We start from the raw sequence: 22,390 nt of genomic DNA on the forward strand, positions 1-22,390 counted from the left end.
GCGGGAATCTGGGAACAATCATATATGGCGCGCTCTACGACGCTGATATACAACGTACGCAAAGCCTGCGCTTTGCTTACAAATTTGCTTCAAGGTATAGCTGTCGCTATCTCACAAAGCAAAATGCATTTTGTAAAAACCGCGCGGGCGCTTCTATGTTGTAACTCTGATTTGAGGGCCACCGATGCCACGCATTTCTGCCTTGTTGCGCTCTGCCGGGCTGGTTTTGCTGGCATGCATGGCCCATGGCGCCCGTGCCGATGCCAGCGCGCCGTTTGAACTGATCGGTCAGAACGTGCAAAAGCGCGCCAACGGTGTGGTGGCGATGATGGGCTACTCGGTGGTGCCGGACGTGACCACCAGTTCGCTCTCGATCAACAGCGCGGAATCGGGCAATCCTGGCTTGTGGTCCACCCAGTTAGGCGGCGGCGCCACGCTGAGCGATAGTTTTCCGGTGTACCTGGAAGGCATGCTCGGCTACACCCGCTATGACCCCACCTTTGTGGCCAGCAACGGCAGCGAAGACCGCTTTTTGCCGCTGCGCTGGAATACGATCAACGTCAGTGCAGGCATAGGCTGGGATTTTTTCCTCACGCCCAAATTGCGGCTGCGGCCGATCCTGAATGCCTCGGTCGGCAAGGTTGCCAGTGACATTCGCGTGGCCGACTGGGCCGTCAACGCCTACACCGGGCGCGACTTCGGTTTTCTGGATGGCGGCACCATGAATGTGTACGGCCTGGGCGGCTCCATGATGCTGGTGTATGAGGATTTCACGCCCGCCTATGAATACGAGCTGGAACTGCGCTACGCCAATATTCCGATGCATAGTTTTGGCGGCGAACTGCACGGTGAGGCCACAGCGCAAAGCTTTGGTCTGTGGACGCGCTACCGCGCCCCCACCGGCTGGCAATTAATGGACCGCCCGGTGCGCTACGTGCTGGAACTGGCGCACACCGAATATCTGGGCCAGCTGCGCGGCGCACTCGGCTTTAACGATCTGACTTCACTGGGCGCGGGCATCGAGTTTGATTCGAGCAAATACCACGTCGTAATCACCCGCACGCGCCTGGTTGCGCGTTATGTGTTCGGCAACAATGTGCACGGCGCATCGCTGGGCCTGGCGGTCAGTTTCTAGATCACATCGGGTGGGACTCGGCGTCCCTGTCGCGACCCACCCTCCAAAGCCCTAGCCACGGGCTGCGTTTTTTGCGCGCCACGCTGGAGGGTGGGTCTTGCCCCACCCTATGCCAGCGGGATGGGTCTATGCGTCACCGTCAGTCGCGTTATTGTTTGATCGCAGCAGCCAGTGCGGCGTGGATGTGCCTGAATAAGCCGAGGGAGTCAGACCCGACTCTGTGGCTGCAAGGAGATACACGATGCGCGCTTTATGTATATTGCTGGCCGGAATGGCCTGCTCACCGGCGGCGTGGGCCGTGGTGTTGTATGACTCGGATGCCATGACCATCAGCTACAGCGTCGGCCCGGATAGCCCGACGCCGGAGCTCGTCAAGGCCGCTTTTGGCGGCACCGGCAATATCATGGTCGATGGCGTAACGCGCGAACTGAGCACCGAGTTTTCGCCGCAATTTGTGGTGGCCATGCCCGACTTTTCCACCGGCGACCACTGGAGCCGGTCGGTCGATATCACCATCACCGCCAAAAACGGCTTCAGCCTGGATTTTGCGACCTATGGTGCGCCAATCGGACTGATCCCTTATGACGGGAGTCCGCTGCCCAGCTTTGTGCCCGACCAGACGCTGACCTATGTCGGCACGCCCGTCACTGGTTTTGACTTTACCAATGATGGCTTCAGCCTGCCCACCACCGATGAAAACGGCGATCCCGCGCTGCTCTACCGCTTTTTCCAGGCCTACCAGAACCCGACCTACCAGACCGCTGACTACCGCCCCAGTGCGATCACCAGCGTGACCTGGCAGAGCATGTATGAGTGGGACAAGGGCGGCTCTTCCGGCACATTTGTAGACAGCTACGGCGAGCGCGACGTTTTCGGTATCAACGCCACGGTCTCACGCTTGACCCCGGTGCCCGAGCCGGAAACCTGGGCGCTGCTCGGCTGCGGCGTAGTGGGCCTGTTGGCGCGCCGCGCCAGTGGTTTGATCACATCTGGCGGAACAGCCCGGCATAAGCGCGGCTGACCGGCAGTACATCGCCGTGCTGACGCAGATGTATCCGCAGCCGGCCGAGCAAATCGCGCTGGATATGGTCGATGGCGGCCAGTTGCACGATCACGCCACGGTGCACCTGGGCAAAGCGCGTTGGGTCCAGCCGTTGCGCCAGCTCCTTGAGCGGCGTGCGAATCAGATGACGTTTTTCACGCGTGATGACCTCGGTGTATTTGTCGGAGGCCTGGAAATACACCACGTCGGCCACATCGACCAGGTGGGTAATATCGTTCAGCCCCACGGTGAGCCACTGGATCAGGTCGCTGGCGGCAGGCGCGGCCGGGATGGTTGCCGTGGATGTGGGGGCGGCGGCATCACCGCGTTGCAGCCGGCTAATGCATTTGAGCAAGCGTTCATCGTTGATCGGCTTGAGCAGATAATCGACCGCGGCGGTATCAAAGGCGTCCACGGCGTATTCGTCATACGCCGTCACAAACACCACGCGGCTACCGCTGGCCAGACGCGCCACTTGCATGCCATCGAGGCCAGGCATGCGGATGTCGAGAAAGGCAAAATCCGGTTTCAGCGTATTCAACGCCGCCAGCGCGTCGGGACCATTACGCGGCATGGCGACGATCTGCAACTCGGGCCAGTAGCGGCCGAGGCGATCGGCCAGTTCGGTGGCCAGATTGGGTTCGTCATCGGCGATCAGTGCGGTGGGCAAATCAAACTCCTTGCAAGGGTAATTCAAGCAGCGCGGTCACGCCGCGCTCGGCATTGGCGCTCACCTGCAGCCGGGCGCGGTCGCCATACAAGGTCTGCAAGCGGCTGCGCACATTGCTCAGCCCCACGCCGCCACCGGCACGCCCGCTCTGGCCCAGGCCCGCGCCACTGTCGCAAACCTGTAGCGTCAGCACACCTTCCACTGCGCGGGCACTGATCACGATTTCGCCGCCGTGGATGGCGGGTTCGATGCCGTGCGAGACCGCGTTTTCTACCAGCGGCTGTAACAACAAGGGCGGCAAAGGCACGCCACGCAAAGCGGCTGGCACATCGATGCGATAAGCCAGACGTTCGCCGAGGCGGATGGCGGCGATCTGCAACAGCGCTTCGACCAGTTCCAGTTCTTCTTGCAACAGCGTTTGCGCCTTGCGGGTACGGCCAAGGCTGGCGCGCAGATAGCGGTTCAGATGATCGAGCATGCGGCTGGCCTGGTCCGGCTCGCGATGGATCAGGCTTTGCACATTGGCCAGAGTATTAAACAAGAAATGCGGTTCGATCTGCGCCTGCAACATGGCCAGCTTGGCCGCGGTTTCGGACTGGCGCAGCTCGGCCGCCTGGCGGCGTTCGGTTTCAAGCGCGGCCTTGATCTGGCTGCTTTGCAGCAGCACCGACAAAAAGGCGCAGGTCACGCCCGCAATCAGAAAGCTGGGCAAAGCGTGCAGCCACGCGGCGGGGTCGTGCAGCCACGGCGACGGGCTGCCCACCAGCAAGGCGGCCAGTTCGAATCCGATAATCACGCCCAGCGGCCCAGCAATCAGCACGCGCAGTCCGTTGGGTATTTGCGGCCAGCGCCGCAGCAAACGCACCAGGCCAAACACGCTATAGCCGATGCAGTTGGCGATCAACAAATCGGGCCACAGCGGCCCGCGGCTTAGTCCGGCCCAGAAGCACAGACCCACCAGACTATTAAGGATGAGTAGCCACAACAAAAATGCCGGACGATTAAACGCACCGGCCAGGCCGGGCAGCTTGGCGGTGCGTGCAGTGAACAGGGTCGGCATCGTGGATTAACGCAGCGTGGTGGAAACGGGGTCCATGCTAAGGGCATTTGCCTGTGCCTGACCACGACGAACCAACACATTGATGCCGCGGCCCAACGGCATGCCCACCAACAAGCCCCAGATCGCCATCGCAGCGGCGGTGGCGCTGGCCGAATGCAACCAGCCCGCATGCATGGAATGCGCAGCGTGCAGCACAAATTCAAAGGCAAAGCTGACCAGAATATTGAGCAGCAGGCTGTAATCGCCGGGCACCCGCACTTGCTTGCCATCGGCGCTGAAATGCAGCGTCCAGCGCGCGGCGTGTTGCCAGCCGATATATGCGCCAGCGGCGAGGGTGAGGCCTGCGGCGATCATTGCGCTGTCATTCAACGCGGGCAACAGGCCAGGCAGGCTGTCGTAACCGTTGAACAACATCAGCGCCGGAAACAACAGCAAACGCTCCGGCCGCATCACGCTGGCAAAACAACGTTTGATGCCGATATAAACCAGGACGGCAAGGATCAGATAAACGTAGTCAGGAACGTGTTGCATGATGTGGCCTCGTGTTGAATGTGCTGTGGGAGTGAGGCCAGTGTAGGCAGCGGCGGGCAGGCTGTTTTGCGCGTGCGACCGGTTGCAGCCCGCGCGGATGAGTTGTCGAAAACGGCGATGAATTGCATGGGGCAAATGTAGCCCCTGCGCGACGGCCCGCCGCAGTTAAACAAAAAGGCCCGCATTGCTGCGAGCCTTTTCATCTACACCGTAGGTATGGCGCTTAGTGGCCGATACGACGATCCGGCGCATTCTTGTCCAGCTCGTTGGCGATATCGCCCACGTTGGCTTCGGCCTTGCCGGCGTTCTTCTGGATATTGCCGGCGACACGCTGGGCAGTATTGCCGGTCAGCTTGCCGACGGTTTCCTTGATAGCGCCCTTGGCTTCTTCAACGCGACCTTCGATTTGTGCTTTGTTCATGATGTTCTCCGGGTCAGTTTGACGAGTTCATGCTACGCAATACGCCGCCCCGCACCGATCAGCCAGGTGCCCGACCCCACGTCGGCGTATCGCCCAAAGCAATGCCCGCACGCCGACCACATCCATACGGTGGGTCCAGGCCCGCCCTATGCGGCTCAACCGGCGCGGGCCAAGGCAAAGACGCGGTCCATGCGCCAGTGTTCGTTGGCGTAGTGGTCGGCCCATTCGTCCCAGCCGGAGTGTTTGCGGTATTGCCCTAACCAGCCCTGCGCCACTGCTTCGGCTTCAGTTACGCCGGTGGAGGCGTCAAACAGTCCGCCCACAAAAATGGCGTCGGCCTTGCAATACAACTCGCACACAAAACAGGACTGGCAATCGTCCGCCCGCGCAATCAGCGGCACGCCCGCACCGCGCGCCTGCAACACATTGGTCGGGCACACCGCCACGCACTGGTTGCAGCCAGTGCAGCGGTCGCTGGATATCCATTCGATCATGCGCTGACCTCCTCGTGGATGCGCGTCAGCCACTGTGGCTGATCAACGCCGTGTTGTACCAGCCGCCGCGCCAGCGCGGGATCGGTGCCGGGGTAATCCAGCCGTTGCTGCATGCCACGGCTTTCGGTACGGGCCAACGCGGCGCGATAGCTCCAGCGCGCGGTGGCAACCAGTGCAGCGGCTTCGCGCCAGCGCGGTTTATACAAGCGGCCGCCGCCTTCGCGTATGGCATTCCAGGTTAGATCCAGCACCGCCAGCGACTGGCGCAAACGCGCCTCAGTGCGGAACAGATTTTTGTCCAGCGGCAGCATTTCGGCTTTGACCGTGGCCAGCACGCTGGCCAGATCCGGTGCTGCGGCCTGGGTGGTCGGCCGCACGCCCGCAGCGCCGATGGCTTCAACGCGCGCATTGCGCCGCAAGCCGGTTTGCGCCACATAATCCGCCGCCCCCTGCCCGGCCCACTGGCCCGACGACAGCGCCCACGCCGAGTTCTGCGCACCACCGCCCGAAGTCGCGCCAGCGATCAATTCGCGCGTGGCCGCATCGCCAGCGGCGTACAGGCCAGGCACACGGGTGGCGCAGTCCGCGCTGACTATATCCAGCCCACCAATACCGCGCACCGTGCCCTCCGCGCGCAATTCGACGCGAAAGCGATCACGGAAGGGGTCGATGCCCTGGCGCACAAACGGCAGCAGCACATTTGGCGAAATCTGCGGCAGTTGCGCGCGGATGTGCTCGGGCATGCGGTGCAGGCTGCAGAACACCGGCCCCTGTAACAGGGCGCGGGCGATATGGCTGCTGTTATCCGGCCCGCGCGGTATGGGCAATTCTTGCCCGGCGGCGTCGTAATAGGTGGCAAAGGCATACGACATCGAGCGCGTCATGCTGGTGCCAGCCTGCGCCACGGTGTAACAGGCGCTGAATTCCATGCCCGACAGCGCCGCACCCGCTTCGGCCGCCATCAGATAGCCGTCGCCGGTATTGGTGTGCGCGCCAAGCAATGGCGACAGAAACGCGCAGCCGCCGGTTGCCATCACCACCGCCCCGGCGCGCACCTGCCAGTCATAACCGCCCTGGCGCTGATGTCCGCGCGCGCCGGCCACCGCGCCATCCGCATGCAGCAGCAGTTCCAGCGCCGGCGCTTGGTCAAGAATACGCACGCCGTGGTCCAGTGCCAGTTGCCGCATGGCGCGCATATATTCCGGACCACGCAGGCCGCGATATTGCGTAACGCCATGCTCATCACGGGCAAAGGCGTAATACGGCGCCAGGGTCGGCAAGGTGCGCCAGGTCAGATCGATAATGCGCGCCATCCAGTCGCGTTCGGCCAGGCCATAAGCCAGCGCCAGCCGCTTATCGATGGCGGCGCGGCGCAGTTCCGGGTCCGGCGGCACCCACCAGTGGCCGGGCCCGGCGCTGGCGGTCACGCCGCTGCTGCCGCAATAGCCTTTTTCGGCGATGATCACCCGCGCGCCGCGGCGGGCCGCCGCCACTGCCGCCCATGTTCCGGCCAGGCCGCCGCCCAGCACCAGTACATCCGCATCCAGATTCAGGCCGTCACTCATCTCAGCGCGCTGCCGTCACATTAAACGAGGAGTCCAGGCCCTGGCTGGCATTGATGCGGGCCGGGATCACGCCTGCGGCCAGCCAGCCATCGGCCGTCTTTTGTTGTTCGGCCACCACTTTCTGGTCGATGGCGATGGGCTCGGTACGCGCGCGTTCTGCCGCAAACTTGTGTACGGCCACCGACAAGCCGGTGATTCGGGCCTGGATTTCAGCGTATTCCTGCGGATGCGCCGTCGCCCATTGCACGCTGGCGGCCTGGCGTTTGAGAAAATCGCTCAGCGCCGCACGCTTGTTGCGGATGGCGTCTTCCGTGGCGGCTTCAAAGCTCAGGCCGGACAACAAACCGGTGCCATCCACCACCACTTTGGCTTTGTCGTTGACCTGGGCAATGGCCACATACGGGTCCCACACGGCCCACGCATCGACGTCTCCGGACGCCAGCGCCGCCTTGGCATCACTGGGGCCAAGATAGACAAACGTCACATCGGTGGGCTTGAGTCCGGCTTTTTGCAAAGCCGCCAGCGCCAGGTAATGGCCGATAGAGCCGCGCGTGGTGGCGATGCGTTTGCCTTTGAGGCTGGCCGCGTTGGTCAGCGGCGATCTGGCATTGGCGATGATCGCCACGCCGTGCGATTCGGAGCGGATGGCCGACACACCGCGCACCGGCGCGCCCGCCGCCTGGGCAAACAGCAAGGGCGCATCACCCACGCCGCCGGCATCGATGGCATTGGCGCGCAGTGCCTCGAGCAGCGGCGCGGCGTTGGGGAAATCAGACCACTCGATCTTGTACGGCAGATCTTTGAGCTGACCCGATGCCTCCAGCACGGCGCGGGTGCCGCCGCGTTGATCGCCGACGCGCAACACGGTGCTGTCGGCGGCATGGGCCGCGCTGCTGGCAAAACTGGCGGCCAGGCCCAGGGCAAGGACGCGGAAGAAAGTGGAATAGCGCATGACGGTGTTTCCTTGTGCTAACAGTCAAAACGGGGCACGCACAGGCGGCCCCGGTCGGTCACATCTCAATCAAAGCTGTAGGCCAGGCGGGCGTAGTAGAAGCCGCCGGTAATGCCGAAGGGCGAGAAGCTGCCATACGCGCCGGTGCCGGTTTTGGCGTCGACAATGCCGATCTTGTCCGGATAAACGTCAAACAGATTGTTGGCCCCCACTGCCACGGTGACGTGTTTGCTGGCTTCAAACGCCACGTCGAGATCGGTAATCCACTTGGCGCCATAAACCCGGTCGTTGCTGGCCACGGTGCCGGTTTCGGTGTACTGGCCATAGCGCGTCAGCCGCAGATCAGTGGTAAAGCGCTCGTACAGCCAGTTGCCGCCAAACACCAGTTTGTCGCGCGGGGTGCCCACGGTCAGATCGCCTTGCTGCTGCCGGTTAAACAGCGCGTAGCCCAGGTTTTGCAGCACGGTGGGCGTACTTTTGAGGTGCGTGATTTCGGTCTTGTCCCAAGCGTAACCGGCGCTCCATTTGACCAGGCCGTATTGCTTGAAATCGCTGGTGTATTCGCCCACCACATCCACGCCATTGGTGCGGGTGTCGGCACCGTTGGTGTAGTACTGCGCCGATTGGCCCGGCGCAAAGCCGTTGGCCACCAGGATGGCCGAGACCGCCGAGCCGGTCAGCAAGCTGGTTTGCACAATGCGATCACGAATGCGGATCTGATAGGCATCCACCGTCAAGCGCGTGGCGCGGGTGGGCTCGGCGGTAAAGCCGATGCTGAAGTTGGTCGATTTTTCCGGCTTGAGCGGGTCAGCGCCCAGCGCCTGCGCCATCGGCGAGTTCACCGGCAAAACCTTGACCGGATAGGTCTGCCAGACGCCGTTGGCATCCACCTGCCCGGTAAAGGTGGACGAAGCAAAAATCTGCTGCGCCAGCGACGGCGCCTTGAAGCCGTTGCTGACCGTGCCCCGCACGGCATAGCCCGGCAGGAATTGATAACGCGTGGTCAGCTTGCCCGCCACCGTGTTGCCGGCGCTGTCGTCGTAATGCTCAAACCGGGCCGCCGCGCCCACGTACCAGTCTTTGGTGATATCGGCGCCCACGTCGATATATGCCGCCAGGTTGTTGCGATTGATATCGCCCGCATCCGCTGGCGACGTTGCGGCGTAAGACGCGAGGCCAGGCTGGGGATGCTGGCCAGCGTAGTAGCCGTCGGGGATGACGTAATCGCCTATCGCATACGCCAGCGGGCTACCCGGCTTGATCTGATAGCGTTCATAGCGGTGTTCCAGCCCCGCTGATACATCAACCGGCTTGGCCAGGCCCAGATCAAAACCCCTGGTGAAGTCGAGGTTGTTGGTCCACTGATCGTAGATTTGATACGCCAGATTAAAACTGGTCGGGCTGCCCGGACCCAGCGTGGCATTAAGCGTGTTTTCGCCATCCAGCCGTGCGTGATCTTCGCCATACGTAGTGCTTAGATCCCATTTCCAGCCCGCCACCGTACCGCGTGCGCCCGCGGCCAATTGGTAATCCGTCTCGTAAATGCGGCGATAGGCATTGAAACCGTCCGGATAAACCTCGGGCAGCGAATTGACGTTGTTGGGCAAAAAACTGCCGGTGTTTTTGCGCGAGTTACGCAAGGCCAGCGTGGAAAAGGAATACAGCTCGACGTTGTCCAGCGGCAGTTCGGCGTTATACGAACCACTGACCACGGCGTCACGCCCGGCACCGTAACTCTGGCCCCAGGTGCTGCGGTCGACGGTCTGATCGCGCGGATCAGCCGCGCCATTCGGCAAGGGGTTGTACGGATGCGGCGTGCTGCTGAGCTGCGCCCGCGTTGACGGCTCGTTGGCTTTGGCATCCAGCGCAAAGTGAGCAAAGCCGCCGTCCTGGCCTAGCCGCGTACCCCAGTCCAGGGTTTGATGGCCGGATTTGCCATCGCCCGCGTAGTTCTGGCCCAGCGTGGTTTCGGCTGCGCCGCCGCTGTCGCCTTTCTTCAGCACGATATTGATCACACCCGCGATCGCGTCCGAGCCGTACTGTGCCGCCGCGCCATCGCGCAGCACTTCGATATGGTCGATGGCGGCGACCGGAATCAGATCCAGATCCACCGGCACACCCCCATTGCCGATACGCGCCAGGTTGTTGATCAAAGCCGTGTTGTGGCGGCGTTTGCCATTAACCAGATAGAGCACTTCATCGCCAGTCAGGCCGCGCAAAGTGGTGGCGCGCACGGTCCACGAGGTACCGCCGCCGTTAATGCCAGGCAGGTTGAACGAGGGCAACAACTGATTAAGGATTTCCTTGAGGCCGGTTTTGCCGGTCGCGGTCAGTTGATCGTTGGTGACCACATCGATCGGCACCGGGCTATCGGCCACGGTGCGTTGTTCACCGCGCGTACCGGTGGTGACCACCACATCCTGGACGGTGGCGCTGTCGCTGGCGGCGGCAGCAAATCCGCTAGCGGCCAGCAAGGAAATGGCAAGGGCGAGCTGAGTGGGTCGAGCGGGCAAGTGGGCTGGCATCATTCGCTTCTTCGGTTATATGGAAGTCGTATTTAAGTGCTACGTATTATTTTGTAGCGACGATACGGGGCGAACGTGCCTGCGGCAAATCAATAATTCGTATGGTTTTTATGCAAACAACGCATGAAGCCGCGCCCATAAAAAAACGACGGCATCAAAGCCGTCGTTTGCGGGCGCTCGCGTGGGTTAAGGGCCGGGTTCAGTCACTGCGCCGGGCATCCGCACCCGCTGACGCCAGCGCATACACCGAATGCACATCCGTCGACGTGCCATACCAACGCACCGGATGCCCGTATGCATCCAGCGTGGCCATGGTGCGCGACAGAAACCAACGGTAATTGCCGGCGGCATCGCGGATCGGAAACGTGTCTTCCCATGCTTTGGCGTCGGCCACCGCGTGCAACAGGCCCGTGCTGGCGCGGGTACTGAAATCAGGATGTATGGCCGCAATCCATTGCGCATTCAGATCGCCCCGATCGGGCTGGCCGGTGTACTCGCGCCAGCGGTCGTTGAGCCAGACGACATCGCCGCTGGCGTCGAGCATCCATGCCATCTGCGGCATCACGTTGGCCATGGTGCGATACAGCGATTCGTCCAGCGGTGCTTGCGCGGAACGGCTTTGTATCAGCGTGTGCGACAAGCGCTCTTCGTTGTCCTTGTCGCGCAGCACTTTAAGGTAGCCGACGATGGCATCGTCCTCACGCAGCGGCATGACCAGCCCGGAGCCCCAGAAGCGTGAACCATCTTTGCGGATATGCCAGCGCTCGTCATCGGCGCGCCCGGTTTCACGCGCTTTGGCCGCTTCGCGCTCGGGGATGCCCGCAGCCCGGTCCTCCGGCGTAAAGATAATGCTGGCTGGCGTGCCAAGGATTTCTGCCCGGCTCCAGCCAAAAATATTGACCGCGCCGACGTTCCATTCGGTAACCCGGCCATCCAGGCCAGCCATCACGATGGCGTAAAACGTGGCGCTATCCAGCATCGCCTGCAGATGTTGTTGCGAACGTGCCAGCGCACGCCGCAAGCGGTCTAGCTCCGCAGCAGGGTCGGTTTCAGACATGGGATGAACTCTGGCAATGAGGGGAAGGTGTTTTGCGGGTGTGGTGTCTTTATAGCCCGCGTCGCGCTGCGTTGCAGCAAGGCGGCCGACCCGCCTGGGCGGCTTGTCAGGTAAGCAAGCTCACTCCGTTGGTCGATGTAGTTGTTTTTAACCAACTACGCTATTGCTGTCGCGGCTTTTAAGGTTAAAATTTACACATAAACAACCCCAAGCTTTCGCCAAACAGCAAATTTTGATGTCGACTCTTTACTCCCGGTTGGCGCGAGGCCTTGTGCAGAAACCAACCCCACAGGATAAAAGGAGAGCCTGACCGTGATCGATGTCGTCGCCCGAAACTACGCGCGCTGGTTTGCGCCACCCCAGACTGCGGTGGGCACTGCGGTGCGGCAAGACATCGAATTGCTGCGCGTGCTGTCGGCCGCCGCCATCGTCTGGTTTCATTGCGGCGGCGTGGGGTCCAGCGGTGCCCACGCCGGGCTGATGGTGTTTGTCATGTTGTCGATCTTTTTTGCCGGCAAAGGCAAACCCGTGGCGCTGCGGGCGCGCCGCCTGTTAGTGCCGTGGTTGGTATGGGATCTGTTTTACGCGGGCTTCAACGTGGCGCGGGGGCAAACGGCGTTTCCGTTTTCGCATGGGCTGGTCTCAGCCGTGCTGGGCGGCTCGATGTTTCATCTGTGGTATCTGCCTTATATCTTTGCGGTGCTGGTGGCGCTGGACTTTGCGCGCAAGCGCATGGGCATGGCGCGCTTGAGCTGGCTGGGCCTGGCCCTGCTGGCGCTCAGCATGTTGTTTGCCCCGGGCATCGCCTATTGGGGCATCCACAATGGCACGCCGTTTATTGAATACAGCTGCGTGCTGCAATCGACTTGCTTCGGCATCTTTGTTGCCGGCTATACCAGCCTGCCCGTCTGGCCGCGTCGGTTGGCCCTGGCCGTGTTGGCGCTGATTGTCACCAGTCAGGTGGTGCGCAGTGGCCTGCCGATACTGGCGGTGGGGCCACTCGCCATGGCGTGGACCACATGGCTGCTGCTGTTTCGCCAGCCCCGGGCCTGGAGCGTGGATATGCGCCCGCTGTCCAACTGTGCGTTCGGGGTTTATCTATTGCATCCGCTGGTGCTGATGCTGGCCTTGCACTGGCAGGTGCCGCGCACCCTGCTACTGTCCCTGGGCGTATTTGTGGTCACGCTGGGCCTGGTGCTGCTGGCGCGCCGTTACGCCCCTGACTTTGCCCGCTACGCCTTATAAAGACATACGGCCGCCCCCGCCCGCGTTCTGGCATCAATAGGCAAAGCGTTGGTAGGCTTCGCCATCGGTTTCGATCACATCCTCAACCTGCGGCATGGTGCGCAACAGCCGCTGCGCCCGCGGGCTGAGCGCTTGATAGACATTGCGCGGCACATCGATGTGCACTTCCGGCCGGTAATACCAGCGCCGACTGTAGCCCAGCACCACCATGGGCCGTGGCGCTTCGGCATGATTGGGCGTGCCGCGATGCAAGGCGCGTACATCACGAATCATCACGTCACCCAACTGCATCGGGATGGCTTTGAGCGGTAGCTCGCCGCGCTCATAGGCCGCCATAGCGGCATGGCGGTTCATCCGGTGCGTACCGAGGGTGGTTTCAAACGGGCCATTTTCCAGCGTCACATCGCACAGCGGAAAGTTGACTGCCAGCTGGAACGACGGCGTTTCGGCCTCGCCTTCAAACAATTCGGGCGTATCGCGATGCACGTCCTGATAGGTGGAACCGCGCAAGGGCGTATCGCTGGCCAGTTGGCACAGTACCGGATCAGCCCCGGCCACACGCTCAACGATGGCGATGATGTCCGGGTCACAAAAGATCGCCTCATCGGCAAAGATGCCGTTAAACGGCAAGGTAATGTAATGCCGGTTCTGTCCGCGCACCGCAGTGCTGGAGGACTGCAAGCGGGTGCGCAGGATTTCAGCAAAGGCCTGCTGCCACGCCTGCAACTTCTGCACGGAAAAATGCTGCGGCAAAACCACCATGCCATCGCGCTCAAAAGCAGCGGCAAAGGCATCGTGTTGTTCGACGGTATAACGCATTGCAATCCTCGCTGGATGGGCCGACGCCCCGGGCAGCGGTTGCCCGGGAAAATCCATGATAGTGCGCCCGCGCAAAATCCACCGGGCCGCGCGCGCCCCGGCTTAACCGCGGCGCGCGGCTTCGATGGCGGCGATGTCGATTTTGCGCATGGTCATCATGGCGTCGAAGGCGCGCTTGGCTGCGGCGGGATCGGGATCAGTAACTGCAGCAGTCAAGGCCCGCGGGGTGATTTGCCACGACAGGCCCCACTTGTCTTTGCACCAGCCGCAGGCGCTTTCCTGACCACCGTGATCGACGATGGCATGCCATAAACGATCGGTCTCGGCCTGATCATCGGTGGCCACCTGAAACGAAAATGCTTCGCTGTGCCGGAACGCCGGGCCGCCATTAAGGCCCAGACAGGGAATGCCGAGCACGCTGAATTCCACCGTCAACACCTGGCCCTGTTGCCCGGACGGAAAATCGCCCGGCGCGTGATGGATGGCGTGGACGGCGCTATCGGGAAAGGTGCGCGCGTAGAACTCGGCGGCCTCTTGCGCCGTCCCGTCGTACCACAAACAGATTGTGTTTTTGCTGACCATACCGGCTCCGGAAGAATGCGCATCGGTGGCGCAATGTTCTTCTGGATAGACCATCGCGGCGCGGTCTGGCCCGGCACATGACGGCTGGACGCAACGCGCCCTAACCCATTTGCCCGTCGGGCCGCGCCCGCCAGTACATCGGCACATAGTGGGCGGCCCACGCCGCCAGCGTCAGCAAGGCCAGCGCGGCCGCCGCGCCCAGCAGCAGACTGGCCTGGGCGGGCAGGAATTCGGCCGCGATACGGGTCAGCGCCACGCCATGCACCAGCCAGTACAGCACGGCCGTTACCCGACCAATCAGCAAGGGACGGCCGGAATGGCCCAGCGTAACCCGCGTCACAAAGGCTAGCAGCATGCTGCAAAAAAAGCCGATGGTCAGTGCATGCAAGGGAGCGAGTCCGCCCAGATAGACCCCGCCCGCCGCCGCTGCCGCTTGCAGCGCGTACAACAGCAGCGCGATGCCCGCCCAGGCAAAGCTGGCGTGCAACATACCCAGCAAAGGCACGCGGAAACTGCGCCGCCATTGCCAACGCACGCTGGTCCACAGCAACAGTCCAGCAAACACAAAATCGGGCAAGGCGGTGTTGGCGTATGAGCTAAACAGCGCGCCGATGGCGAGCGCACCATGCGCCAGCGACAGGCCGGTCCATGCATACAACAAGCTATAGGGCCGCCAGACCACGTATGGCTGCAGCACCACCGAGGAAAAGAACGGCACCATGCGATGGCTGACCGTCAGAAACACCGGCAGCAAAAAGCCCCACACGCCCACGCTGACCACCGCTTGCGTCAGCCATGCCGCCGTAGTGACGGACGCGGCGCTGCTGGCCGCCCACTGCAGAACCAGCGCCAGCAGGCCGCAGCAGAAAGCGAGCAACACCATGCGGGCGTGACGTTGATCAGAAGCCTGACTCAAGCGAATGCGGCCGATCCAGATCGCAACAGCCCAGACCCAACCCAGCACATGCAAGGCATCGCCAAAGGCATGCAAGGGCGCGGCGATTTGCGCAGCGGCAATCAGCACCGAACCGCCCGCGTAGGTCAGTGTGGAGCCGGCCCATTGCCAGCGCGGCGGCGCGGTAACGCCCAGCCATTTCGGCCCGGCCGTGTTGATAAAGCCCAGCATGAAGAGCGGCAGAAAGCCGAACAACATCAGATCGGCATGCAGCCAGACCGGCGCCAGCACAAGCGCCGGCGCAATGCCGGCAGCGCGTTGCGCCAGCAACCATGCCCAGCCCCCAAAGCTGGCCAACATGACCACGCTGCCCATAAAAAAACCGACGCGATGCGGTGCTGCCATTAATTTGCGCATGGAGATGCCTTTGCCTGCTGCTTTAAATAAAAACCGGAAGATCTAAGCGCGCCGCGGCGCTGCTCTGTGCACGCTGAGCAACAAGGCGAGCGCAAACAGCAATACCGCGGCCACATTGCTGCTGCCCGCCCATTGCCACGCTGGCGTATCCGCAATCAGATCGGCCACGACGCGCCAGACCAGCGAGGTATGCAACAGCGCCAGGGGCAGATAGAACCAGGCGCGAAAGCGCACCCGCACGCCGCTGACGGCGGGGACGATAATGGGCGCATGGCCAAACACCATCGAAAATACAAAGCCAAGGAACACGGCGTGCAGGACCGCGTCGTAGCTGGCGCGGCCGGGCATCACAGCGCTGCCATCCACCAGCAACACCGCCCCGGCCAGTAGCAACCAGATATACCCGGCGCACAAGCAAAGCGCGATATAGCGCGGCAAACCCGGCATACGCAGATTGCGCCGCGCGATGTCGTAGCGCAGCAGCCAACTGCCCAGCAACACCAGCGCCATGCCCAAGCCCTGAGCCCAGCCCGCCGTCGCGCCCAGCGCCCCCGCAACCAGCAAAGCCAGCACCCACAGCAGCCGGGTCTGACTGTGGCGCTGGCGCGGCAACAAGCGGGTCAATTCCAGGCGTTCGGCGGTGATGGTCAACAGTAGAAACAGCATCCACCACGGCGTGGCCAGATAAACCACGCCGCGCCACCACCACAGCGCATCGCCCAATAGCAAAGCCAGTACAGCGGCCAGCAGCAAGGCATTAAACAGGGTGGTGTGGCGGCGATATAACAGCGCAGTGACCAGCGCCAGCACGGCCGCGCCCGACAGCAATAAAGCCAGGCCCGCCGCCGGCAACATCAGCGCCAGCACGCTGCCCAAGGCGAGCAATAACGGTGCGGCGGCACCCCAGGTCTGGCCCAACGCCACCGCGCGTTCCAGCGCGATCAGGCTGGCGAAGAAGCCACAGATCATCAGCGGGCCATGGCCGAGGATAAGCACACCATTGCGCGGCGGCAGATTCCAGCCCAGGCGCTGCAGGCCGCCAGTCAAACCCAGCAACAGCGCCATGACCGCCAGCGCCAACAACGGCAAGGCCAGCCGGGTTTTCATAGGCCGGGTTCCCAGCCAAAATGCGTGCGCGCTGCGGCGGACATGCACTGTGGCGTCCACGCCGGTTGCCACACCAGTTGCACGTCAAGCTGCCAGCCAGCGCCCAGTGCGGCCTGGGCTGCGGCGTAGACCTCGTCCTGCAGCAGCTTGCCCATGGGGCAGCTTGGCGTCGTCATGGTCATGCGAATGGTCACCGTCGGTGCGGCAACGTCTACGGCGTAGATCAGCCCCAGATCGACCACATTGATGCCGATTTCAGGGTCCAGCACCGTGCGCAAGGCGTTACGGATGGTGTTTTCGGTGGTATTGGGCATGGCAGGCGGTCCAGCGATCAAATCGCGTTTCAGGCTATCATCGCGTCTGCCTGTAATCAACATCTCAGATATATCTTTAAGGACGCAGCATGCGGCTGAATGTTTTTACCGATTATTGTTTGCGCACTTTGCTCTATCTGGGCGCGAACGACGGCGCCGTCGCCACCCGCGCCGATATCGCCGCCGCCTACGGCATTTCGGACGCGCACCTGATGAAAGTGGCGCACTGGATGGCACGCCAGGGCTATATCGAAACTGCACGCGGCAAAGGCGGCGGCATGCGGCTGGGGCGCGATCCGTCCAGCATCTGCATAGGCGAACTGGTGCGCGCCAGCGAACAAGATAGCGCGCTGGTCGAATGCTTTGATCGGGCCAACGCCCACTGCCGCATCCAGTCGGCCTGTCGCCTCAAGCATGTGCTGGCCGAGGCAATGGAAGCCATGTACAGCGTGCTTGATCGCTATACCCTGGCCGATTTGTTGATCGAACCGCAGCCACTGGCGCGCCTGCTGCAACTGCTGCCCTGACGCCGCGTGCATAAGCGTCACAACGCGATATATATTGACGTCACTCCCCGCTGCTACACCAAGTCGCCATGCTCGAAAAACAGGATTACGAAGCCCTCTCCGAATTCCGCTATCAACTGCGCCGTTTTCTGCATTTTTCTGAAAGCGCCGCCCGCCATGAAGGCATTACCCCGCTGCAATATCTGCTGTTACTGCATGTGCGTGGTTTTCCGGGCCGCGACTGGGCCAGCGTGGGCGAACTGGCCGAACGTCTGCAATTGCAGCAGCACGGTGTGGTGGCCTTGATTAGCCGGTGCGAAGACGCCGGGCTGGTGCGGCGGCAGAAAAACCTGCACGACCGCCGTCTGGTTGAAGTGCATTTGTTGCCGGCAGGTGCCGCAACGCTGGAACGCCTGGCCACCTTGCACGAGGCCGAACTGCAATCGTTGCAGGATGTATTCCGCGTGGCGCGGATTACCGCGTTCAATGATGCGGACGTGGCGCCGCCAGCCGCCGATAAGGCCTGAGCCACGCGGCCGGAATGCAAACAGCCCCGCCTGGGGCGGGGCTGCCAGCTCAGGCCCAGGCGCGTTACTGCGTTCCGTCCTGCGCCTGTTTTGCTTCAAATCGCAGCGATCCCACCATGCCGTTCAATACCGGCGTCATCTTCTGTAGCAGCGCTTTGGCGCGGTCCGGCCCATTGGCACTGACAGCCACGCATTGCAGGGTGACCGATTGCACATGCGTGGAACCGGCCCACATCAGCAGCTGGATATCGGCCTGACGGTTTTGCACCTGCTTGCTGCCCTGCATATGCAAGCGCGCCGCCGGGACCTCGGCAAATCGGGCGCGCTCAACCTGATCCAGCTTCAGGTCCACCCCCACCATTTGCGAAACCCGCTCGCGCAGCACCTGCTTTTTGCTGTCATCCAGCGTCTGCGCATCGCGGATGGCGGCATCGCTGACCGGATGCTCGTACACCGACGACATCACATGGCAGAACACGCCCTCGTCATCGCTGTTATTTGGCGCTTCGATCAAATACATCGGCCGCGCCACTTGCCCGGCCGGGGCAGCACTGGTCATGCGGCCGTGCCAGTGCGCGGGCAGGTCCAGCGCGACATCAAAGCCGGCAATTTCGGTGCGATCAGCATGGGCCACCGCCGAGTACGCCATTAAAGCCAACGCCAGCAGCATGCCAGCGCGGTTTGCCGTGGACTTTTTGCTTTTTACCGCCATCCATTTCTTCCCTGTTCAGTTTTTGGTATTGATCGTGCTATTACTGCACATCTTTATGACGCCGCCACGAAATACCCGCCGTGGTGTGAGTTTGATCCCGAATATTCCCGAATAAAGAAGCCAACCATGCGTGACTTTTATCCCGAAATCGAGCCGTACCAGACACAACGTTTACGCGTCGATGCGGTGCACCAGTTATATGTTGAAGAGGTCGGCAATCCCGATGGCGAGCCCGTCGTGTTTTTGCACGGCGGTCCTGGCGCGGGCATTTCGCCCGCGGCGCGGCGGTTTTTTGATCCGCAACGCTATCGCGTCATTCTGTTTGATCAGCGCGGTGCCGGGCAGTCCACGCCCATGGGCGAACTGACTGACAACACCACCTGGCATCTGGTGGCCGATATCGAAACCTTGCGCCAGCATATGGGCATTGAGCGCTGGATCGTTTTTGGCGGCTCCTGGGGCTCAACGCTGGCCCTCGCCTACGCGCAAAAAAATCCAGAACGCGTGGTGAGCCTGGTTTTGCGCGGGATTTTTCTGGGCCGACAGCACGAAGTGGACTGGCTCAATGGCGATGGTGTCGGGGCCTCGTGGATGTTTCCCGAGCGTTGGCAGCGCTATCGCGACTTTATCCCGCCAGAAGAACGGCACGACATGGTCGAAGCCTATTGGCGCCGTTTGAGCAGCCCCGATGCCGACACCCGTTTGCAAGCGGCGCTGGCGTGGGCCAGTTGGGAAGGCAGCATCACCACGCTGGTCCATACGCCGGATGAAGAAGGTCAGTTTGATACGCCCGAAAAAGCCATCAGCCTGGCGCGCGCCGAAGTGCATTACTTTCGCCACCAGATGTTTCTGCAGCCCGACCAGTTGCTGCGCGACATCGAGCGCATCCGGCATATTCCCGCCGTGATCGTGCATGGTCGCTACGACATGGTCTGCCCGGCCCGAACCGCATGGGATCTGGCCAGCGTCTGGCCAGAGGCCAGACTGATCTACACGCAAGCGGGCCATAGCTCGGTTGATCCGGAAACCCGCTCCGCACTGATCGAAGCCATGGACCAGCAGCCGCGCTAAAACACCGCGCCGCAAACTAAAACGGCAGCGCCTGCATGGGCGTTGCCGTTTTTTCTGCCGCCTGCAAGGCGGGTTTCAGGAAGGCGCGCCGCTGTCGTTGCTGCCATAAAACAAGCTCATATGATCGGCCCGCAGCGGCGGACGGGTGAGCAACACCGGCTGGTCATACTGCTCGCCGGAACGCTGCGCGCTCGCCGCGCTTTGCCCATCCACACACATCACCACAAACTCTTCGCCCGCTAACGAACCCAAGGCCTGCAGCAGATTATTACAGGCGCCCCACTCGATGCGGTCATCCAGACCCGTCGGGTTAAGCTGCGCAATTTGCAGTTGCATGGCTTTGATCAGCCGCTCGATGCTGGGCCGCGCAAAATGTATCGATTCCATCGCACGAATGCTCCATGAATGCCCGCGACAGATATCGCAGGTGCAATCAGCATACGCCGGAAGCCGGGCCACACTCTGTGCGCTGGCAAACGGTAGGCGGCGTGGTTGATGCGCGTCAGCGCAGCGCTGGCGCGCCCACGGCCGGGTACGCGTTCAAGCGCATAACTGTCCAATCGTGACAGCCAAATATCAGAAAACAACAGGCAGCCATTTGATTTATGTCGGCGCATGTCAGATAACACAGGCGGATCACGCTGGCGCAACACGAGAAACCATGTCCGGGCATGGGTTGTGACGGCTGCGATCCGCCCTCCAACCTACACTCAGGATCTCTGCCATGAAGTTTCGTCCACGACTTGCCCTTGTGTCCGCACTCAGCCTGCTTTCCAGCGTCGCAATGGCGCAGGTGCAGCCGGTTACGGCGCATGACTACATCACGTTTACCTTGAGCGGCGACGCCACCTTTGTGGGCGCGCCCTATATCTGGAACATGTACGCCAACGCCGGCGGCTATTCTTTGGCACCGTCAGACAGCCTGAACTGGAGCATAGGCAGCAGAGACAGCACTGCGTCGTTGGTAACCAGCGGCACCAGCACCACATTCAGCTTCCAGCTGGATGCCAGTTCGTTGTGGGCCGGCTATTTCATTACGCCCTCAATCACGCGAGCCATTGCAGTGGGTGCCGGGGGTGGCACGCTGACCATCAGCTACGACGTCTTTACCGACATCCCGGCGTCACAAGCCGACCTCGATTTCGGATTTTATGGCCAGCTGTACGAAAACGGGGTCGATCTGGGTGTGGGTAACAACCACTACGCCGCTGGCGCCCTTGCCGACCCCGCCATCGGCCAGTCGGCGCAAGACAGCAACACCGTGAGCTTTGCCTTGAGCGCGGCCAACCCCAACAGCGCCATTTCGATCGATCTGTCGCTACTCAACAACGGCGCGGCTGCCGCGCCGGTGCCGGAACCGGAAACCTGGGCCCTGATGGGCATGGGCATGGTGGGCGTGCTGGCGGCAGCACGTCGACGTCGAGCAGTAGCGCGTCAAGCCGCCTGAAACCCGGCTTGATCGCATCACGTCCGCCGCAGCAGGGCGGGCGTGATGCCTGCGGCTACGCGTCGCGCAAAGCCTGCGCCAGAAACGGCAGGCTGATATCCATGCGGTAATCGATGCTGCTGTGGTTATCGACAAACTCTTCATAGCGATGCGGCACGCCGGCGGCGGTCAGCTTGTTGCGCAGCTGGCGATGGCCAAAAATCATGTTGTATTGGTCGAGGGTGCCGCAGTCGATATACAGGCCTTTCAATCCCTTTAGCGCATCAATCTGGGTATCCACCAGCCGGACCGGATCAAACGCCAGCCAGTTGTGCCAGCGCTCGGCGATCAACTCGCCGGTATCCAGATCCACCGGCAAGCGCAATCCCAGATACTGGTCTGGCGCCGGATCGTAGGTGGCGCCCATGGCCAGCATCATCAGGGCGTGGATATCGTCATCGGAGGGTTTTTTTGCTGCTTCGAAATAGCGCATAAAGCCTTCAATGCCGCCGTGTTTTTCCAGCGTCATCAAGGCCGGATAGACGTCGGGCAGATAGACAATATCGAAAGCCATATCACCCGAATGGCACGCTGCCGCCGACCAGATATCGCTGCGCTTGAGCACATGCCACATCGCGCCAAAGCCACCCGAGCTTTTGCCGAACACGCCGCGCCGCCCGGCCCCGCCGCAGGCAAACTGCTGTTCGACCGTGGGCAACATTTCGTCGATCAAAAAATCTTCCCAGCGCCCCATCACCGCGCTGTTAACGTACTGATTGCCCCCGAGCCGGGTAAAGCAATCCGGAAACGCCACGACGGCAGGCTGCATTGCGCCACTGGCCATCAGCCGGTCCAGCCGTTCGGGCGCGCTTTCACCCAACCCTTTCCAGTTGGTATGCGCCGGGCCGCCGCCGGTATAGCCGACCAGATCCACCAGCAAGGGCAGGCCACGACCATCATGCCCGGCAGGCACGTACACATCGACGATGCGACGTGGCGCGTCACCGAGAAAGTTGTCTGCCAACACGTGGCTATCGATGTGCAAACGGTGGACGCTGCCGGTGGCGATGCTGTGGTCTCTGCGCATGGCTGAACTCGAAAAGGAAGGTGAGAAGCCTGAATCCTGGCAGGCACTCCGCCACGCGGCAAGCAAGGCCAATGCGGCACGGGGCGGGTCACGATCCACCCCATGCCCATCGTAGTCAGCGCCTCACATAGGGTGGGTCAAGACCCACCAATCAAAGCCGGGGACAAGAACGCAATGGCAACGCCTTGCTCGATGGCTTTGCTGGCGGGTCTAGACCCACCAATCAAAGT

The 22,390-nt window shown here is 61.9% G+C and carries 24 protein-coding genes; 7 read left to right on the forward strand and 17 right to left on the reverse strand.

Annotation, left to right across the window (positions count from 1 at the left end; genetic code table 11):
* Nucleotides 1-184 precede the first annotated feature (184 nt).
* Together ACYQ1A_RS11065 and ACYQ1A_RS11070 are read left to right on the forward strand one after the other, a co-directional pair.
* A complete protein-coding gene (locus ACYQ1A_RS11065; protein ID WP_499362077.1) occupies nt 185-1,135 on the forward strand; it encodes a hypothetical protein in 951 nt (316 codons plus the stop codon).
* A gap of 241 nt (nt 1,136-1,376) precedes the next feature.
* Nucleotides 1,377-2,156: a PEP-CTERM sorting domain-containing protein gene (locus ACYQ1A_RS11070; protein ID WP_499362078.1), complete on the forward strand. Its 780-nt coding sequence runs from the start codon at nt 1,377-1,379 to the stop codon at nt 2,154-2,156.
* Here the strand turns inward: ACYQ1A_RS11070 and ACYQ1A_RS11075 are convergent.
* The 9 genes from ACYQ1A_RS11075 to ACYQ1A_RS11115 all read right to left on the reverse strand — a co-directional run bounded on the left by ACYQ1A_RS11075 (nt 2,119) and on the right by ACYQ1A_RS11115 (nt 11,452).
* Nucleotides 2,119-2,847 carry a LytR/AlgR family response regulator transcription factor gene (locus ACYQ1A_RS11075; protein ID WP_499362079.1) on the reverse strand — a complete coding sequence of 243 codons (729 nt, stop codon included), beginning with the start codon at nt 2,845-2,847 and terminating at the stop codon, nt 2,119-2,121. The two genes, ACYQ1A_RS11070 and ACYQ1A_RS11075, sit on opposite strands and share 38 nt — an antisense overlap.
* Before the next feature lies 1 nt (nt 2,848).
* Nucleotides 2,849-3,907 (reverse strand): sensor histidine kinase, encoded by a 1,059-nt coding sequence (locus ACYQ1A_RS11080; protein WP_499362080.1) that lies wholly within the window; start codon nt 3,905-3,907, stop codon nt 2,849-2,851.
* Between the two features lie 6 nt (nt 3,908-3,913).
* Nucleotides 3,914-4,438 carry a hypothetical protein gene (locus tag ACYQ1A_RS11085; protein WP_499362081.1) on the reverse strand — a complete coding sequence of 175 codons (525 nt, stop codon included), beginning with the start codon at nt 4,436-4,438 and terminating at the stop codon, nt 3,914-3,916.
* Nucleotides 4,439-4,661: 223 nt separating this feature from the next.
* Nucleotides 4,662-4,859, reverse strand: a complete 198-nt coding sequence (locus ACYQ1A_RS11090) for a CsbD family protein (RefSeq protein ID WP_053938895.1) — start codon at nt 4,857-4,859, stop codon at nt 4,662-4,664.
* Between the two features lie 155 nt (nt 4,860-5,014).
* Nucleotides 5,015-5,353 (reverse strand): 4Fe-4S binding protein, encoded by a 339-nt coding sequence (locus ACYQ1A_RS11095; protein WP_499362082.1) that lies wholly within the window; start codon nt 5,351-5,353, stop codon nt 5,015-5,017.
* Nucleotides 5,350-6,918: an FAD-dependent oxidoreductase gene (locus tag ACYQ1A_RS11100; RefSeq protein ID WP_499362083.1), complete on the reverse strand. Its 1,569-nt coding sequence runs from the start codon at nt 6,916-6,918 to the stop codon at nt 5,350-5,352. Before ACYQ1A_RS11100 ends, ACYQ1A_RS11095 begins: the two co-directional genes overlap by 4 nt.
* A 1-nt stretch (nt 6,919) precedes the next feature.
* Nucleotides 6,920-7,870 (reverse strand): ABC transporter substrate-binding protein, encoded by a 951-nt coding sequence (locus ACYQ1A_RS11105; protein ID WP_499362084.1) that lies wholly within the window; start codon nt 7,868-7,870, stop codon nt 6,920-6,922.
* 65 nt (nt 7,871-7,935) lie between these two features.
* Nucleotides 7,936-10,398: a TonB-dependent receptor plug domain-containing protein gene (locus ACYQ1A_RS11110; RefSeq protein ID WP_499362085.1), complete on the reverse strand. Its 2,463-nt coding sequence runs from the start codon at nt 10,396-10,398 to the stop codon at nt 7,936-7,938.
* Nucleotides 10,399-10,594: 196 nt separating this feature from the next.
* Nucleotides 10,595-11,452 (reverse strand): PAS domain-containing protein, encoded by an 858-nt coding sequence (locus ACYQ1A_RS11115; RefSeq protein WP_499362086.1) that lies wholly within the window; start codon nt 11,450-11,452, stop codon nt 10,595-10,597.
* A 312-nt stretch (nt 11,453-11,764) separates the two neighbouring features.
* Here ACYQ1A_RS11115 and ACYQ1A_RS11120 point away from each other — a divergent pair, with 312 nt between their 5' ends.
* Nucleotides 11,765-12,697 (forward strand): acyltransferase family protein, encoded by a 933-nt coding sequence (locus ACYQ1A_RS11120; protein WP_499362087.1) that lies wholly within the window; start codon nt 11,765-11,767, stop codon nt 12,695-12,697.
* Between the two features lie 33 nt (nt 12,698-12,730).
* Here the strand turns inward: ACYQ1A_RS11120 and ACYQ1A_RS11125 are convergent, their stop codons facing one another.
* From ACYQ1A_RS11125 to ACYQ1A_RS11145, 5 genes are all read right to left on the reverse strand, one after another.
* Entirely contained in the window at nt 12,731-13,516 is a 786-nt protein-coding gene (locus tag ACYQ1A_RS11125) for a phytanoyl-CoA dioxygenase family protein (protein ID WP_499362088.1), read from the reverse strand.
* Nucleotides 13,517-13,618: 102 nt separating this feature from the next.
* Nucleotides 13,619-14,098, reverse strand: coding sequence for a VOC family protein (locus ACYQ1A_RS11130; protein WP_499362089.1), 480 nt, complete (start codon nt 14,096-14,098; stop codon nt 13,619-13,621).
* Between the two features lie 100 nt (nt 14,099-14,198).
* Complete coding sequence (locus tag ACYQ1A_RS11135) at nt 14,199-15,410, reverse strand: NnrS family protein (protein ID WP_499362090.1); 1,212 nt, start codon at nt 15,408-15,410, stop codon at nt 14,199-14,201.
* 42 nt (nt 15,411-15,452) lie between these two features.
* Nucleotides 15,453-16,517 (reverse strand): DUF8744 domain-containing protein, encoded by a 1,065-nt coding sequence (locus ACYQ1A_RS11140; protein WP_499362091.1) that lies wholly within the window; start codon nt 16,515-16,517, stop codon nt 15,453-15,455.
* Nucleotides 16,514-16,831: a metal-sulfur cluster assembly factor gene (locus ACYQ1A_RS11145; protein WP_499362092.1), complete on the reverse strand. Its 318-nt coding sequence runs from the start codon at nt 16,829-16,831 to the stop codon at nt 16,514-16,516. Before ACYQ1A_RS11145 ends, ACYQ1A_RS11140 begins: the two co-directional genes overlap by 4 nt.
* 89 nt (nt 16,832-16,920) lie before the next feature.
* Here ACYQ1A_RS11145 and ACYQ1A_RS11150 point away from each other — a divergent pair, with 89 nt between their 5' ends.
* Nucleotides 16,921-17,358, forward strand: coding sequence for an Rrf2 family transcriptional regulator (locus ACYQ1A_RS11150; RefSeq protein WP_499362093.1), 438 nt, complete (start codon nt 16,921-16,923; stop codon nt 17,356-17,358).
* Nucleotides 17,359-17,426: 68 nt separating this feature from the next.
* Nucleotides 17,427-17,864, forward strand: a complete 438-nt coding sequence (locus tag ACYQ1A_RS11155) for a MarR family winged helix-turn-helix transcriptional regulator (protein ID WP_499362094.1) — start codon at nt 17,427-17,429, stop codon at nt 17,862-17,864.
* Nucleotides 17,865-17,928: 64 nt separating this feature from the next.
* Here ACYQ1A_RS11155 and ACYQ1A_RS11160 read toward each other — a convergent pair whose 3' ends face one another.
* Nucleotides 17,929-18,576 carry a hypothetical protein gene (locus tag ACYQ1A_RS11160; protein WP_499362095.1) on the reverse strand — a complete coding sequence of 216 codons (648 nt, stop codon included), beginning with the start codon at nt 18,574-18,576 and terminating at the stop codon, nt 17,929-17,931.
* A 126-nt stretch (nt 18,577-18,702) separates the two neighbouring features.
* On the opposite strand from ACYQ1A_RS11160, the gene pip reads away from it, so the two are divergent.
* Nucleotides 18,703-19,647 (forward strand): prolyl aminopeptidase, encoded by a 945-nt coding sequence (gene pip / locus ACYQ1A_RS11165; RefSeq protein WP_499362096.1) that lies wholly within the window; start codon nt 18,703-18,705, stop codon nt 19,645-19,647.
* A 75-nt stretch (nt 19,648-19,722) separates the two neighbouring features.
* Here pip and ACYQ1A_RS11170 read toward each other — a convergent pair whose 3' ends face one another.
* Nucleotides 19,723-20,034 (reverse strand): hypothetical protein, encoded by a 312-nt coding sequence (locus ACYQ1A_RS11170; RefSeq protein ID WP_062224095.1) that lies wholly within the window; start codon nt 20,032-20,034, stop codon nt 19,723-19,725.
* Between the two features lie 337 nt (nt 20,035-20,371).
* Here ACYQ1A_RS11170 and ACYQ1A_RS11175 point away from each other — a divergent pair, with 337 nt between their 5' ends.
* Nucleotides 20,372-21,094, forward strand: coding sequence for a PEP-CTERM sorting domain-containing protein (locus ACYQ1A_RS11175; RefSeq protein WP_499362097.1), 723 nt, complete (start codon nt 20,372-20,374; stop codon nt 21,092-21,094).
* Nucleotides 21,095-21,149: 55 nt separating this feature from the next.
* Here ACYQ1A_RS11175 and ACYQ1A_RS11180 read toward each other — a convergent pair whose 3' ends face one another.
* Nucleotides 21,150-22,160 (reverse strand): alpha/beta hydrolase, encoded by a 1,011-nt coding sequence (locus tag ACYQ1A_RS11180; RefSeq protein ID WP_499362098.1) that lies wholly within the window; start codon nt 22,158-22,160, stop codon nt 21,150-21,152.
* Nucleotides 22,161-22,390: the final 230 nt, after the last annotated feature.

The organism is Silvimonas sp. JCM 19000 (genome assembly GCF_054652575.1).